Here is a 14,191-nt window from a genome sequence, read left to right on the forward strand (position 1 = left end):
GGCATATGAGTCCGATACTGGTTTCGGCCGGCCGCACACCGGCCAGCGAATATATGGGCTGGGGCGACGGGTGAAACACGCGATGACCATGCCGCGCGGGGCAGGAAAGAGAGGAAAGAGGGGAGGCGCTCGCGCGGGATCAGGGCGCCGAGCAGGGTCCTCATGCGGCGTGGGGAGGCCGGCCGGCGCCCCTGTAGACGCCTTCCCAATAGGGGTTGCCCTGGAACTGGTCGATGACGACTCCGCGGCGGGAGTTGGCCGCGTGCACCATCTGACCGTCCCCCATGTACATGGCCACGTGGGACGGAGGCGGCTGGGACGTGATGGTGTGGAAGAAGAGGAGGTCACCCGGCTGCAGATCACTGCGGGGGACCGCAGGGAGTGAGCCCTGCTGCGGCCAGGTGGTGCGGGGAATCTGTACACCCGCCTGCCGCCAGGCGGCTTGCACCATCGACGAGCAGTCCCAGATATCGGGGCCGTTGGCACCCAGGATGTATTGCTTGCCGACCTGGGCCAGGGAGAATTCAAGAGCCACGCGTGCGTCGCCTTCGCCCTTGACTTCCCCGTCCCACGGCACTCCGCTGAAGGACCAGACGTATTCCTCCGGCTTCTTCGGCCGCTCGTGCTCGACCCAGGTTTCGCCGTCGCATTCGGGGCCTTCCACTCGGCAGACAGCCTCACGGACGCCCTCGTTGAACTGCGAGGCGATCGGTGAAGTCACGATCACGCCGATGATGAGACCCGCTAGGGACGTCAGCAGGGCCACCTCGACCATGCTCGCGCCGCGGTCGTCACCTGGTGGCCCATGGGCTGAAGAAGCGATGAGTCTCCGCACCAGCCCTGCTCCTATTCCTTGATGGTCGGTTCTTGCGTAGCGTCCTTGGAAGAGATACACATCCGCTTACGTCTGCCTGACGACATGGTCTGTGAGGGGCATTGACGCTGTGGGAAGCGAAACGATTGCGCGTGATCGAATGTGAGGTTCGGCGTCGACAGCATCAGCCCAGCCGGACACCACCCTGCTCGAGGACGTAGACCGGGTTGAGCTTCTGCCCGTTCTGGTGGATCTCAAGGTGCAGGTGGCAACCCGTGGAGAACCCCGCGTTGCCGATCTGGGCGATCATCTGACCGGCCTTGACGGTCTCTCCGACCCGTACGTGAAGGCCGTGGCTGTACATGTGCCCGTAGACACTCACCAGCCCGGCACCGTGATCGATCCGAATCCAGTTGCCGAAGCCGCTGGCCGGCCCTGAGTCGATGACGAGCCCGTCCTGTACTGCCCAGATCGGGGTTCCGCAGGGGCCGCCGATGTCCACGCCGGCATGGGCGGTACTGGCCCCCAAGGTGGGTGCAGCCCGGTTACCGGGCATGCTGGTCACCGGACCGGCAGCAGGCAGCGCCCAACCATCGGGGCTGATGCTGCCCTCCCAGCCACCGGCCGGAATCCCGGGCAGTCCCCAGGCGAACTCCTGCGGCTCATCCGGCCGCTCGTGCTCGACCCAGGTCTCGCCATCGCATTCGGGACCTTCCACCTGGCAAACAGCTTCGCGAATGCCATCGTTGAATTTTTGAGCGATAGGCGAATTGACAACAACTCCGATGACCAGGGCTGCGAGCGATGTGAGGAGAGCGACCTCGACCATGCTCGCGCCCTGATCATCACCTGGTGGGTCGGGGGGTGAGGGGATTTTCAATCTCCGCACCAGGGCTCCTTATTCTCATTTCGGAGACAATAGGGTGCACGCACCTTCAGCGGCACCCGAAGACATCTACCGAGAGGCGGCTACCCGACCGGCACATTCGTGACAGGCTGGAAGCCAGGAATCTCGATGTCGACGCTGCTCAATCCTTCCGGGAGGTCGAATGCTGCCCAATAGGTGGCCTCGCCGTTCTCAGGGACAGTGGTGGCGTAGTCACGCGGCGTGCGAGGACCGGAGCAAAGGCATTCACCTTCATCGTCCTTGCTCGGGTAGAAGCGGATCTCATTATCGGTGTCCAGCAGGGCTACGCCGTTGGCCGGCGTGAGTCCTTGAGCCCCGTAGGGAAAGACAGTGTTCCGGAAATTGGAGACCCTGATCTTGTTTCCGCCCTGGTCATGGACAGTCCATGTCAGGGATGTGTAGCCGCCGTTGTCAGATTGAACGAGCTGATTGACAGTGACAGTCGAGTCACCCCAGTCGCTATTGCTGGCAGACGCGGTTCCCAAGTCGGGAAGCGAGGCTCCATCCCCTTCATCGGAGTTATCTGCATCGGCGCTAGCCGATGAGAGCGCGGTGAGGGAGAGTGTGAGTGCAGCCGCCGGTACGGCAATGTATCGGAAGGTCCTCTTCATGAAGGGCATCGCGACTCTCTCCTACTTAGCGAAGCTGATGGTGACGCGCCGGTTCTGCTCCCGGCCTTCTTCGTTGTCGTTGCTCGCGATCGGATCCGAGGATCCGTGTCCCTCGGCAGAGAAGTTGACATCGCGGCTGACCAGGTCTTCAAGGCGCTTCTGGACTGACTCTGCGCGGTCTTTAGACAGCGGGTTATTGATCGAGTCGTTTCCGGTGTTGTCCGTGTAGCCGTCGATCGATACCTCATCGGCAGAGGAATCATCGATCTCCTTGGCCACCTTCTTCAACGCCGTGTCGGCTTTATCGGTCAGGTCTGACTCGTTGACCTTGAAGAGTACATCTGAGGAAAGCATGATCTTCGATTCATCACCGGAATCCTCGCGTGTCTCTTCTTCGCCCATCTGAATCGAGGAGATGTCTCGAATTTCAGGATCTGCGGTTGCGGTTTGCGCAATCTCCTCTTCTTCGCCTGAAGCCTCAAGGAGGGGGATATCGACGAAGTCCGGCGAAGCGAGAGTAGCTACGGTCATCGCATCCACGTCGGCCGGAGGGGCAGGGTAAGCTACCCAAATGTCGACAGAGTCACCAGGGTCGACGCGCTCTTGGCCTTTGAAGTCAGAGCAGAGGCATTGGTCGTCCGTCTTCTGAAGTGGCATATGGCGCTTGCGATTCGCTGAGTCAATCAACGTAACGCCTTCAGCTGTGGTGGACTTCCGCATTCCGGCCAGGTTTGGAGAGAGCCTGTTAGTCTCTGTTCCCGTGTTCGTCACGGTGATGTCCAACAACGCGACATCGTCGCTGATCCGCCTGATGGGGTAGACGTCGATCTTGAAATCATCGCCGGATTCAAGGCTTGTCGTCAGCGAGGACGCAGCGACCTCGCCCTTGGAAGCTTGGTTTCCGCCGCCATTGCCGCCGTCGTCGGAACCGCCATCATTTCCTCCGTTTCCGGGGCCATCGGCATCACCCCCACCGACGCAGGCCGACAGCATCAGTACAGCAGCAGCCACGGGAACTGCCCGAAGTAGTGAGTGATTGAACAGAGACGATTCGTTGGGTCGCAGGGGCATGGGGCTCCTTAGGGGCACAGGGCAGTAGCGACGTGTCATCCTAGCGAAGAACATCGAGGCAGGTCTACAGGGGTCGTGAAGAACCTGAGTATCGCATCGGAGCGCTAGCCATCATCGTTGTTCCTGGTAGCAGGCTTGTAGAGATACTTTCCCTCCTTGTTGGTGAGCTTTACCTCGATCATGCGACGGGCGTGTTCGTACCCTCTAATAGATTGGCCGTTGCAACTGACTCCGATTATTGAGAAGTTCTCAATGTCTGGGTGGAAGATATACGAGCAGTCTGGGACGGTGACTTCCGCGATGGCGTCGGCATTTCCTGAATGGAGTGATATGCCATCGCCTTCCTCGCTTTCGGTGCCATCGCAAGGACTGTCGTTCCAGTGGCGACTTCCGCCCTCTTCTAGTTCGCGTTGGCACTGCGCGCTGCGGACTTCAACGCGGATAATGTTTCCTGTATTTCCGGTTCCATTATCGCTGGCGCGGATGTCCTCGAGGATGGAACCGTTCGCCTTCGCATAGCTCTCAGCGCGTTCCCTGCCACCTGCTGGAGAGTAGAGACCGCCATAAGGGAGACGGTGGTTGGCGAGGGTGCGTGCGGCGTCATCGGCGGCTTGCCCCGCAGCAGCAAGTGCTGCGGCGTCTGCGGCTTGCTGAGCTCGGTTGCGAAGATCATTGGCGAATCCGAGGCGCACGTAGAGCACGGTGAGTGAGAGCAGGGCTAATGACAGCGCGACAAGCAGGAACAGGCTCGCCTGTCCCTGCTCATCGGGCTTCGCCGATTTGAAAACCACGTTTGATAGCTCTCAGATCTCTTCGGCGGTAGAAGTCTTATTAGTCGAGGAAATCGAAGGCGTTGTCCACGGCAGTCTCGATGTTCTCCTTGATCGTACCGCCGATGCCGTCCTCGCCCGAGGCTGCGATTACGGCGGCCGCAATGGCACCGATGACCAGAAGGATTCCAGCGTATTCGACGAAGCCAGCGCCCTTGTCCTTCTGGGCTTCGCGGCGACGCAGCGAGATGGCGCTCTTGACCTTGTCGAGTGCGTTCGTGGTGTTGATCATCATGTCATTGCTCCAAATCTTTGGGATTCCCTGCTCGCGACAATGAAGAATCTACCGGGTTGTGAAGCTGGGAGCATAGGGCCCGAAGGCCCAAAGGGAGGCCTAAAGCAAGAAGGGAAAGTTAGCCCGGCCGCTAGGTCAAAAGACACCCACCCTCATCTTCGGGGCGCCTGCGCGGTGGGTCTGGTGGTGCAGTCGTTCCAGCGAGCTATCGCTGCGGTCCTCGTGCTCACCCCGAGCTTGTGGAAGATGCGGTTGAGGTGGTTCTTCACGGTCTTCTCGGCGAGGAAGAGCTCAGCTGCTATCTGTGCATTGGTCAGCCCCCGCGCCATGGTCTGCAGGATCTCCGCCTCGCGCGTGGACAGCCCGAGGCGTTCTGCGGGTGAATCCGTTGGAGCGGCGGCACTCTCCGGGAAGTCACGCAGGGAGTTGACCACAGCGCTTGCAGCGAGTGGAGACAAGGGAGTCCCTCTGCCCTGCACAGCATCGCTGAGTGCCCGGCGCAGCTCCTCCAGACCGAAGTTGCCGTGCACCATGTATCCGCTGGCGCCCTTACGGAGAGCAGCGTGGACGATTTCTGGATCTTCGGTGTGAGTGAGCATGATCACTTGGGTGAGGGCGCTGATTTCCTCCACCACGCTGATGCCGTCGCGGACGGGCATTCTGACATCGAGGAGGACCACGTCGGGGCGCAGGCTGTTGGTAAGGCGAAGGGCTTCGGCTCCGTCGCCGGCTTCACCTACAACAACGATGTTGTCCGTGGCTTCGAGGAGAGCTACGAGACCGGTGCGCACCACGATGTTGTCATCGACTGCAAGTACGGTGATCTGTTCTGCACTGGTGTTCTGCAGGGTGCTTATCACTGTGCTGACCTTTCGATGGTCTGGTCTGGAGCAGCTTCCTCAGCTGCCGCCGTGAGCAGGGGGAGGCGGATGGTCACCCGGGTACCCTCGCCGGGGGCAGAGGCCATGCTGAGAGATCCACCAGCACGATGAGCGCGCTCTGACATCCCGACGATCCCGAAGTGACCCTGTCGGTAGGGCAGTCCGTCCGCCCCCAACGTGATTCCTGAGGCACCGTCGGCACTGAATCCGCGTCCGTTGTCACTGATGTGCAGGACGGCGTGGTCATCGGCGGAGTACAGGCTGTCCGCTGAGCGAGGCCCTGTGCCCAGTGCGATGTCGACCCGGTCGGCCCCGGAGTGCCGTTCGACGTTGGTCAGACTTTCGCGGAGGATGGCGACTATCTCATGCCGTGCGATGACTGTGAGCTGCGGGTCTTCTGCCGAGGCAGTGAAGTGGGCAGGTACACCGGAACGCGCGGACCACGCCTCGACCTCGAAGGCGAGGATCTCCTCGATCGGCGAGTCAGGAGTGTCGTCTCTGAGGTCGGAGATGAGATCACGAGCTTCGCGTGCGGCGGTTTCAGCGGCCTTGATGACTTCGTCAGCCGTCCGTGCAGCGCGTTCAGGGTCCTTCTTCAGCCAGAGGGGCAGTGCTTGCGCGGCTAGTGCGGCACCCCTCAGCGTCTTGGCCACAGAGTCGTGCATATCGCGGGCGAGTCGGGCCCGCTCTTCTGCGGCGGCGGCCTGCGCCTCCGCTATCTCACGCCGCTGCTGCTCGGCCGCCAGCTGAAGGAAGATCCTCCGGAGTTGAAAACCTACGTATCCGGCTACGGGGTACAGCAGTGGGTGCACCGCCAGGATCTGCGCGTTGAGGAGGTCCTGCGCCCAATCCGATCGGAGCTCCGCATCCCAGGCGGAGTAGATGACCAGAGCAGCGAAGTAGCTGGTCATCTGGAAAGCCACGACCGCGATCATGCCGCGTGCACTGAAGAGAAGACCGGCCACGGTAGCCGTGAGGACTGTCGCCACAAAGAAGGGGCCGCTCGGGCCGTCGACCGTCAGGATGGTCGCGGCACAGAAGATGTCCGCGGTGACGAGGAAAGGATGGCGGAGGATGTAGGGCGTGACTCTCTCCCAGTAGTGGGCTACCAGGGCGGTCAAGGCTGCGAAGAGTATGGAGAGGAGGATGGTGGCCAATGTGAGGCGTTCCCCGGGCAGCATGAGAAGTGCTGTGAAGGTCAGCACGAATCGCAGCTGCATGAGCAGGCGAACCAGCCGCGCCATTCTCGGTAGGAGTTCCGGCGCGGTTCTGCTCGGAGAGGGGGCCATGATGGTCATCCTCCGATGGAGATTCCAGAGCCGAGAATGAGCCCGCCTCCGATGAGCAGAATGAGGCCGGGCAGCATGGTGGCGGCGGTGACTCCGGTCACCCTCGGGTTGAGTTTCTGCGCCTTCTGCCGCAGATACTGGGCATCTTCGCGGCGCATGTCACTGCTGATGGTCTGCAGGGCATCCGCGAGAGGAGCACCGAGCTCCTCGGCCTGCTGAAGGGCTGTGACGAACTTGCCCAAGGCCTCGTTGTTGTTGCGCTTGCGCAGTTGGACGAAGGCCTCCCTGCGGCTGGTGCCCATGTCCATCTGGCGCAGCGCGACTCGGAACTCGTCCGCGAGGACGCCTGGCATCGCATCACACACGCGGGAGAGCGCCTGGCGGAAGTTGAGGCCGGCGCCGACGGTCACCGCCAGGACGTCCAGGAAGTCCGGCAGCTGTGTCTGGACGTCATCCTGACGCTTTTTCGCGGCCTGATAGAGCTGCAGGTCGGTCAGGCCGATGAAAGCGAGGGCGATGAGCGCGATGATCACCGAGCCCGACGCCAGGAAGTAGGCGGATACCACCGTGTAGAGAACCACCTCGCCGATTTTTCGCCGAATATAGCGGTCCAGGTTCATGCCCTCCGGGGCGCCGGCCGCCTCGATTCGCCGCCTGATACCCGCCTTGCGTTCCTCGGGCAACGCTTCATTGACCGAGGCGAAGAAGATCTTGCCGATACGCTCGGTGATGCGGTGCAGGATGAAGGTCTGATCTTGCTTCTTCTTCGGCACGACCGGGATGAAATCCTCGTCGGCGACCTCCGTGGGCTTGGAATAGAGGTGGTAACCCCACACGGCGAGCCCGACGCAGACCATGGAGAAGAGCCCGAGGAGGATGATCAGGGGATATGAGAGTGTCACCGGTGAGCTCCGTGCAGGGTCAGTAGTTGATCTTCGTCATGCGCTGGACGGCGATGAATCCGATGGTGAACAGAACACCGACGACGGCGAGCAGGATGATCCCGAGGAGGCTGTCGAGCATCGCGCCGACGCTTCCGGGATTGAGCATGTTCAGACCGAAGAGGGACAGGACACCCATGACGAGCAGGGCCCAGGCGGTGCCCTTCGTCTCGCTGAGGATCGTCCTGATCTCCCGCCGGGTCTCCTTGCGCTGCTCCAAGGTGTCGGAGATGTTGCGCAGCGCGGTGACAAGCGCACCGCCAGACCGGGACGCGATGAGCAGGGTGGAGACCAGGACACCGATCTCCCGTGAAGGCATGCGTTCGCGCATGTCGGCGATGGCGGCGTCGAAGGACTTGCCCAGGCGCATGGTGTGTGCGGCGCGGCGCAGCTCGGATCCCGCCGGGTCGTCGAGTTCTTCCGCGGCCATGGCGATCGCGGTGGGGAGTGCCAGGCCGGCCTGAGTCGCGTTGGACAGCACGCGGGCGAGTTCGGGGAGCTGGGCGATGAACTCCTCCTTGCGGCGCTCCTCCTTGCGCTTGAGGTACTGGAGGAACAAGAAGCCGACGAGGACCGCCGCCAGGAAGCCGAACAGCGGGGCCAGGAGCTGGCCCACGAAGATGATCGCCAGCGACCCGCCGACGATGATCAGCAGGGCGAACAGGGTGACCGGCATCTTCACGCCGGCCCGCGCCAGGCGGGTCTCCAGGTTCTTACCGATGTCGGAGCGGCGCAGCCACGTGTCGAACCGGTTGAAGGGGGAGTTGGCGCGGCGCTCTACTTCCGCCAGGGCGCTGCGGGACGCCATCTGCGCGTTCTGGTCGAGGCCGGCGCCCCACTCACGTGCGGCCAGGATGAACAGGATCCCTGTGCCCGCTATGAGGACCGTGATCAGCAGCATTGGGGTCGGGTGCCTTTCAGATGGAGGAGGAGCCGTCGGCCGAGGCCGCGCCGAACACCGCAGGAATGGACTCCCCTGCGGAGATCACGCGCTGGGCGATCCGGGCCGGCAGCGGGAAGCGGTGGTGCACGCCGCGCACCCGGCGCTCGGCGTTCGGCGGTTCGGCGTCGAAGCGCAGCAGGTGCTCCAACCGGAACTCCTCGTGCCGCTCTGAGGCCACCACACCGATCTCGGACACCTTCCGGCTGCCGTCGGGGTAGCGGTTCAGCTGGACGATCACGTCCACGGCCGCGTTGATCTGGTCGCGCAGCGCCTCGAACGGGATCTTCACCTCCGACATCGAGGCCAGCGTGAGCAGCCGGTAGACCGCGTCGTGCGCGGAGTTGGCGTGCACGGTGGCCAGTGAGCCGTCGTGACCGGTGTTCATCGCCTGGAGCATGTCGAGGGTCTCGGCGCCGCGGACCTCACCGACGATGATCCGTTCGGGGCGCATACGCAGCGAGTTGCGGACGAGATCGCGGATGGTGACCTGCCCGACGCCCTCCATGTTGGGCGGACGCGACTCCAGCCGGATCACGTGCTCCTGCTGGAGCTGCAGCTCGGCCGAGTCCTCGATGGTGATGATGCGCTCGTCGTTGGGGACGAAGCCGGACAGCGCGTTGAGGAACGTGGTCTTACCGGTACCGGTACCCCCCGCCACGATGATGTTGAACCGCGCGCGGACCAGGGACGCGAGCAGGATGGCGGTATCGGTGTCCAAGCTGCCGAACTCGACCAGCTGCTGCAGGGTGAACGGCTTGGGGAACCGGCGGATGGTGATCGTGGGCCCGGTGAGGGCGAGCGGCGGGATGATCACGTTGACGCGCTCGCCCGTGGGGAGGCGGGCGTCGACCATCGGGCTCGACTCGTCGACCCGCCGGTTGACCTGGGCGACGATGCGGTCGATGGTCTGCATCAGCTGCTCTTCGCTGGCGAAGGCCATCTCCAGGCGCTCGACCTTGCCGCCGCGCTCCACGTAGACGGTGTCATGTCCGTTCACCATGATTTCGGTGACGCTCTCGTCTTCGAGCAGCGGTTCGAGGACGCCCAGGCCGAGCGCCTCGTCGACCACCCGGCGGACGAGCATGCCGCGCTCCCGGTCGGAGAGGACCGGGCCCTCCCGAGAGAGGAGGTGGCCGACGACCTTCTCCAGGCGCGTGCGGCGCTGGTGCATGTCCAGCATGGCGAGATCTTCGAGGTTGATCTCGTGGAGCAGCCGCTCCCGCCAGTGGGCGACACTGCCCAGGTCGGACCGCTGCTCAACCTTGCGGTCGGCGTCGAGCCGGTCTTTGAGTCCCATGAGTCGCTGTCCAAGGAAGGAAGTGGAAGAAAAGAAGTGGTCGGTCGGTGCGGAGACGGGAGAGGCCCGGTATGTCAGCGGGGCATTTCCACGGTCCGGGTGAGAGGCAGGTCCAAACCGGAATAGGAGAAGATCAGCGGCATGCGGACCTCGATGCGTGTGGCGTAGCCGTGCTCGACCCGGTAGACGTCGATCTTCGCCTGGTCCTGCAGGTAGCCGGGAAGCGTGTCGTGGGCGAGGCTCCTGCCGTGTTCGGCCCCGTAGCGCCCGGCCGCGTCGGCACTGACCCGTGCCGCATTGTTCATACGTTCCATGGCCGCGAAGCTGAAGAACACCTCCAGGGCGATGGTCACCACAAGGAGGAAGAACGGCAGGTAGACGGCGAACTCGACGAATTGGCTGCCCCGGTCGTCCGCCGATCTGAGGCGGTGCCGGAGCAAGCGCCCGACCCGCAAGCCGGGGGACGAGGCTTTCGCGGACACGTGATCACCTCTCGTTGGGAACCTTGGCGCCGCTGGAGATCTCCCACGGGGTCGGGGCGCCGGGTATCACCGCGGGCATGTTGACCGTGACGTTGACGGCGCGCGGGCTGTTGTTCGCCGCTCGCACCACTTCGAGGGAGAAGCGGTCCTCCTCTTTCCACGGGCCGCTGATGCGCTTGGTGGCCGCCTCGACGATCTGCTCGTCGCTGTTCGGGGTCACCACCGCCTGACGCGCGCCTTCGTTCGCGGCGTGGCTGGAGTACATGCCGGTCAGGCCGATCAGCAGCACCTGCCACACCAGCAGCGCGGCAAAGCAGATCAGCGGAACGACCAGGGCGAACTCGACGAAAGCCGCCCCGCTGTCGGACGCCTCCTTCCGACGCCGCAGCAGGCTCTTGACCGGTGACGGCTTGGCCGCCGTATCCGAGCCCGACACGCCGGCCGACTGCGACTCTTCCTGCTCGTCCTCGTCGGGGGCGGAGAACAGCCCCAGTTCCTTGGCGAGCTGGCTGTAGGCCTTCAGCAGCGACTCGTCGTTGAGCCGCCCGGGGTTGCCGGTGTTGGACGCCTCCTCCAGAGCGCGGTAGTTGGCGGGGACAGCGGCCTTGAGGAAGTCGGTGCCCAGCAGCTTGCGGGCGAAGTCCGGCTGGATCTCGTTCTTCCGGCTGTGCCTCATCAGCAGGCCGGTCACGCTGTCCTTCTCGCGGATCTGCAGCCGGTCCCACATCGCGATCAGCCGCTGCGCGCCGCGCAGCGCGGGCAGGTCGGGGGTGGTGAGAACGACCGACTTGTCCGCCAGCTCCACGGCCATGGCCGTGGACTCGGTCATGGCCGCACCGCAGTCGACGAGGACGAAGTCGTACCGCGACCTGAGCGCCCCCAGGATCAGCCGTGCCGCGCGGGCCGAGACGTCCTCGCCCCGCTCGCCCTCGTCGGGGGCGAGCAGGATGTGCAGCCCGTCCGGGTGGACGTAGAGGGTGTCGGCGAGCATCGAGGCGCTGATGTCCTCCGAGGCGTCGACCAGGTCGACGATGCTGCGCCGGTGCTTGAGGTCGAAGTAGCCGGGGATGTCGCCCGCCTGCAGGTCGAGGTCGACCAGGCAGACCAGCCGGTCGGCCTTGGCCGCGAGGCGGGCGAGGTGGATGGCGGTGGTCGTCGTCCCGACACCGCCCTTGGAGCCCACGAAGGTGATGATCGACCCCCGGCGCCCGGTGGTCGGCACGTCGAGGGCGGCACCCTCCAGGTGGCGCCGGATCGTGCGCGACCAGTCGGCCGCGGAGGCGACCCGCGCCCGCAGCTCCTCGATGGTCGCGTTGGCCGCCAGCACGCCGCGCGCGCCGGCCTCCATGGCGTCGGTGTAGGCCGCCGGCTGCACCTCGTCGACGAGGAGGATCACCGCGAGCTGCGGGTGGTTCCGGGAGATGTCCCGGATCAGGTCGAATACCGGGAGCGGGCCGAGCTCCTCGTGGATGAGCACGACATCCAGCGTGGGGATCTTGCCGACGGTCTCGCTGATCTCGTGGGACGAGCGGTGGACGCTCACGACATCGGCGTCGGAGAGCTCCTCGAATCGGGTGGTCAGCGCGGTCTCCAACTCAGCGGTCGGAGTCCCGATCATGACCTGGTAAGCGCTCACTAGTTACCCCCGGTTTGCGGAGTGTCGTTGTCGTCCTCGTCGTCTCCGTTGTCGTCGTCGGAGTCGGATCCGCTCTCGGCCTGGATCTCCTTGAACTGGTCGGCGGAGCAGTACTGCAGGTTGCCCGGGTTGCCGGCGCCCTCGGGGCTGACCAGGCCGAGCCGGACGCCGCTGGAGAAGGACTCCGCGTAGCCGAGCTGGAGGGCCTGGTGCGGGTTGAGCCGGAACGTCACCGGGACCACGCTGTTGGTGCCGCCGGTGTTCTCGTCGATCTCGGAGGCCAGTTCGCCGACGTCGAGGACCTCGATGTTGGTGAGCACCCGGATCTGGCAGGCGTCCTCCATGCGGTCGCTGGGCTGGAAGGCCGCGTACACGTCGACGCGCGACTGGCGGCTGATCTTGCCCGCGACGCCCGTCTCGGCGTTGATCATGATCGCGAGCTCACGTTCGCCCTGCTGGAGGTCGGGTGCGGCGACGACCATGGTCTTCTGCAGCAGCGCCCCTTCGTCGATGAAGGTCGCCGACACGGGGGTGCGCCCGACCTCTTCGGCCGATAGGTCGGCGAGGAAGGTCTTCTCGTCGAAGAACTTCGCCGGAACCTCGACCTCCTCGACCATGTCCTCCGTGATCTGCTGGTAGGGCTCCACGTCCTGCGTCAACTTCAACGCGGTCCGGTAGGTGCCCATCTCGGCCTGCAGAGACGCGGAGTGGGAGATGACGGCGAAGCCGACGGCGATGGCGCCGACGGCGGCGATGACCATGAGCAGAACGCCTCGCCGCTGACGGGGGTTCATGGTGCTCCATTTCTAGCCTGGCGGTTGGGGGACGTGGGCCGCAGTGCCGATGCGGGACCGTGCGGCTGACACTGCGGGCGCGGCGCCTTTGCGCCGCGCCCACGGGGGCAGGAGCCTATTCCGGTGGAGGTACCGGGCCTCCTGTTCTCGAATGTCCGGCCTCGTGCGGCGAGCGTCCGTGAGGCAGCGGAGCGGGGGGCTGGGCCGTCTGGTTTCTCGGCGGTGGCCCAGGTGGTCGGGGTGGGGCAGATGGCCCGGGTGGCCCAGCCGGCCCGGGTGGCACCTGAGGCGCCGGTGGGTGCGCGGCCGGAGCCCGCTGGGGTGGGCGCCCCGGTGCGGGCTGAGGGGGCTGCTGCGGAGCCGTGTTGCTGTGCGGCCGCGGTGCCTGCGGCGCGGTCTGCTGACGCCGGTAGCGGTCCAGGGCGGCCTGGGCCGGGCCGCTGCCCCGGCTGTGCGGCTGCGTGTTGACGGGGGGCGGGACGTTGCCCGCCCTGGAGTAGCCCGGCGGGCGGCCGACCGGCATCTGGTTGGCGGCGCCGCAGAACGGGCAGTGCCCGCCCGCGACCTGCTCACCGCACCACGAGCAGGTGACCGGCCGGATGCTGCGCGCCGGCTGGGTCAGGGCGTTGGGGTGGGCGCTGAAGGCCACGAACTCGACGTACTTCGACGAGCCCCAGTACTCCTTGCCCAGGGGCTGCGTCGGAAGCTTGCGCGTGGAGTCGGTACGGATAACCGGGATGAACTGCTGGTCGAACGTGTCGGTGTCGATGTCGTCGCCCGCCGAGTAGAGCATCTGGACGGGGTCGATTGGTCGGAAGGGGATGTTCGGGGCCGGGTCCATCCGCTTCACCCGGCCCACACGGGGAATCGGGGCGCAGAAGGCGAGGAACTTGACCTTGGGGGCGAAGGAGCCCAGGTGCTGCTTGAGGGTGATCGGGATGGTGGAGAGGTTGCCGACGCTGCGCAGCCAACCGCCGGCGAGCATGTGCTCGGGCAGCTCCTTGGCCAGCGCCGCGATGATGCCCGACGGGAGGTAGGGCGCCAGGTAGGCGAGCTGGTCCGCCATGAGCGACAGGGCCAGCGGTGAAAGGTCGGCGCTGACCGCGGCGATGTGGTCGGTGCGCAGTGCCCCTCGGGCGAACCGGATGGTGCGTACGGCCTCATCGGCCCGCCACGCCGGGTAGAGCGCCACGACCTTCCTGCCCTGGGCGATGTGGTGGGCCGTGAAGTCCAGGAACTCGGCGGATCGCGCGGCGTGGTCGTCACCGGCCAGCGCGAACCGTTGTGCCTGTGAGGACCCGAGGTGACCCGTGCTTGGGATGTCAGCCAGCAGGGCGACGACAGGCGTCGACCTGGAGGGGGCAGTGGACACTTTGGCTAGCTCCCGGGGGATGGGGTCGTACGTGGGACGAGGGCGCGGCAGGCCACTGGCGGTTCGTCCCGGGATATCGTATTGCGTC

The 14,191-nt window shown here is 64.9% G+C and carries 15 protein-coding genes; all 15 read right to left on the reverse strand.

Annotated elements, in window-relative coordinates:
* Window positions 1-160 precede the first annotated feature (160 nt).
* On the reverse strand, window positions 161-835 hold the full coding sequence (locus HNR23_RS03605; RefSeq protein WP_343070410.1) for a C40 family peptidase: 675 nt from the start codon (window positions 833-835) through the stop codon (window positions 161-163).
* 163 nt (window positions 836-998) lie between these two features.
* The gene (locus HNR23_RS03610) at window positions 999-1,643 is read right to left on the reverse strand and encodes a M23 family metallopeptidase (RefSeq protein ID WP_184073439.1); all 645 of its coding nucleotides are present in this window, start codon (window positions 1,641-1,643) and stop codon (window positions 999-1,001) included.
* A gap of 140 nt (window positions 1,644-1,783) precedes the next feature.
* Entirely contained in the window at window positions 1,784-2,341 is a 558-nt protein-coding gene (locus HNR23_RS03615; RefSeq protein WP_184073440.1) for a hypothetical protein, read from the reverse strand.
* Window positions 2,342-2,353: 12 nt separating this feature from the next.
* Window positions 2,354-3,403 (reverse strand): OmpA family protein, encoded by a 1,050-nt coding sequence (locus HNR23_RS26545; protein ID WP_246421573.1) that lies wholly within the window; start codon window positions 3,401-3,403, stop codon window positions 2,354-2,356.
* A gap of 104 nt (window positions 3,404-3,507) precedes the next feature.
* Window positions 3,508-4,194: a pilus assembly protein TadG-related protein gene (locus tag HNR23_RS03625; RefSeq protein ID WP_184073442.1), complete on the reverse strand. Its 687-nt coding sequence runs from the start codon at window positions 4,192-4,194 to the stop codon at window positions 3,508-3,510.
* A 40-nt stretch (window positions 4,195-4,234) separates the two neighbouring features.
* Window positions 4,235-4,468 carry a hypothetical protein gene (locus tag HNR23_RS03630; protein ID WP_184073444.1) on the reverse strand — a complete coding sequence of 78 codons (234 nt, stop codon included), beginning with the start codon at window positions 4,466-4,468 and terminating at the stop codon, window positions 4,235-4,237.
* Window positions 4,469-4,620: 152 nt separating this feature from the next.
* Window positions 4,621-5,328, reverse strand: coding sequence for a response regulator transcription factor (locus HNR23_RS03635; protein ID WP_343070411.1), 708 nt, complete (start codon window positions 5,326-5,328; stop codon window positions 4,621-4,623).
* Complete coding sequence (locus HNR23_RS03640) at window positions 5,325-6,647, reverse strand: sensor histidine kinase (RefSeq protein WP_246421577.1); 1,323 nt, start codon at window positions 6,645-6,647, stop codon at window positions 5,325-5,327. The genes HNR23_RS03635 and HNR23_RS03640 overlap by 4 nt, the downstream gene beginning before the upstream one ends.
* Window positions 6,644-7,540 carry a type II secretion system F family protein gene (locus HNR23_RS03645; RefSeq protein WP_343070412.1) on the reverse strand — a complete coding sequence of 299 codons (897 nt, stop codon included), beginning with the start codon at window positions 7,538-7,540 and terminating at the stop codon, window positions 6,644-6,646. Before HNR23_RS03645 ends, HNR23_RS03640 begins: the two co-directional genes overlap by 4 nt.
* 19 nt (window positions 7,541-7,559) lie before the next feature.
* The gene (locus tag HNR23_RS03650; RefSeq protein ID WP_184073446.1) at window positions 7,560-8,480 is read right to left on the reverse strand and encodes a type II secretion system F family protein; all 921 of its coding nucleotides are present in this window, start codon (window positions 8,478-8,480) and stop codon (window positions 7,560-7,562) included.
* A 16-nt stretch (window positions 8,481-8,496) separates the two neighbouring features.
* The gene (locus HNR23_RS03655; RefSeq protein ID WP_184073448.1) at window positions 8,497-9,819 is read right to left on the reverse strand and encodes a CpaF family protein; all 1,323 of its coding nucleotides are present in this window, start codon (window positions 9,817-9,819) and stop codon (window positions 8,497-8,499) included.
* Between the two features lie 74 nt (window positions 9,820-9,893).
* Window positions 9,894-10,301, reverse strand: coding sequence for a TadE/TadG family type IV pilus assembly protein (locus tag HNR23_RS03660; protein ID WP_184073450.1), 408 nt, complete (start codon window positions 10,299-10,301; stop codon window positions 9,894-9,896).
* 4 nt (window positions 10,302-10,305) lie between these two features.
* Window positions 10,306-11,937, reverse strand: a complete 1,632-nt coding sequence (locus HNR23_RS03665; protein WP_394353738.1) for an AAA family ATPase — start codon at window positions 11,935-11,937, stop codon at window positions 10,306-10,308.
* Complete coding sequence (gene cpaB / locus HNR23_RS03670) at window positions 11,937-12,731, reverse strand: Flp pilus assembly protein CpaB (protein ID WP_184073453.1); 795 nt, start codon at window positions 12,729-12,731, stop codon at window positions 11,937-11,939. The genes HNR23_RS03665 and cpaB overlap by 1 nt, the downstream gene beginning before the upstream one ends.
* A 115-nt stretch (window positions 12,732-12,846) precedes the next feature.
* Window positions 12,847-14,103, reverse strand: a complete 1,257-nt coding sequence (locus HNR23_RS03675) for a zinc ribbon domain-containing protein (RefSeq protein ID WP_184073455.1) — start codon at window positions 14,101-14,103, stop codon at window positions 12,847-12,849.
* Window positions 14,104-14,191 lie beyond the last annotated feature (88 nt).

This window comes from Nocardiopsis mwathae, from assembly GCF_014201195.1.
GTDB lineage: Bacteria > Actinomycetota > Actinomycetes > Streptosporangiales > Streptosporangiaceae > Nocardiopsis_C > Nocardiopsis_C mwathae.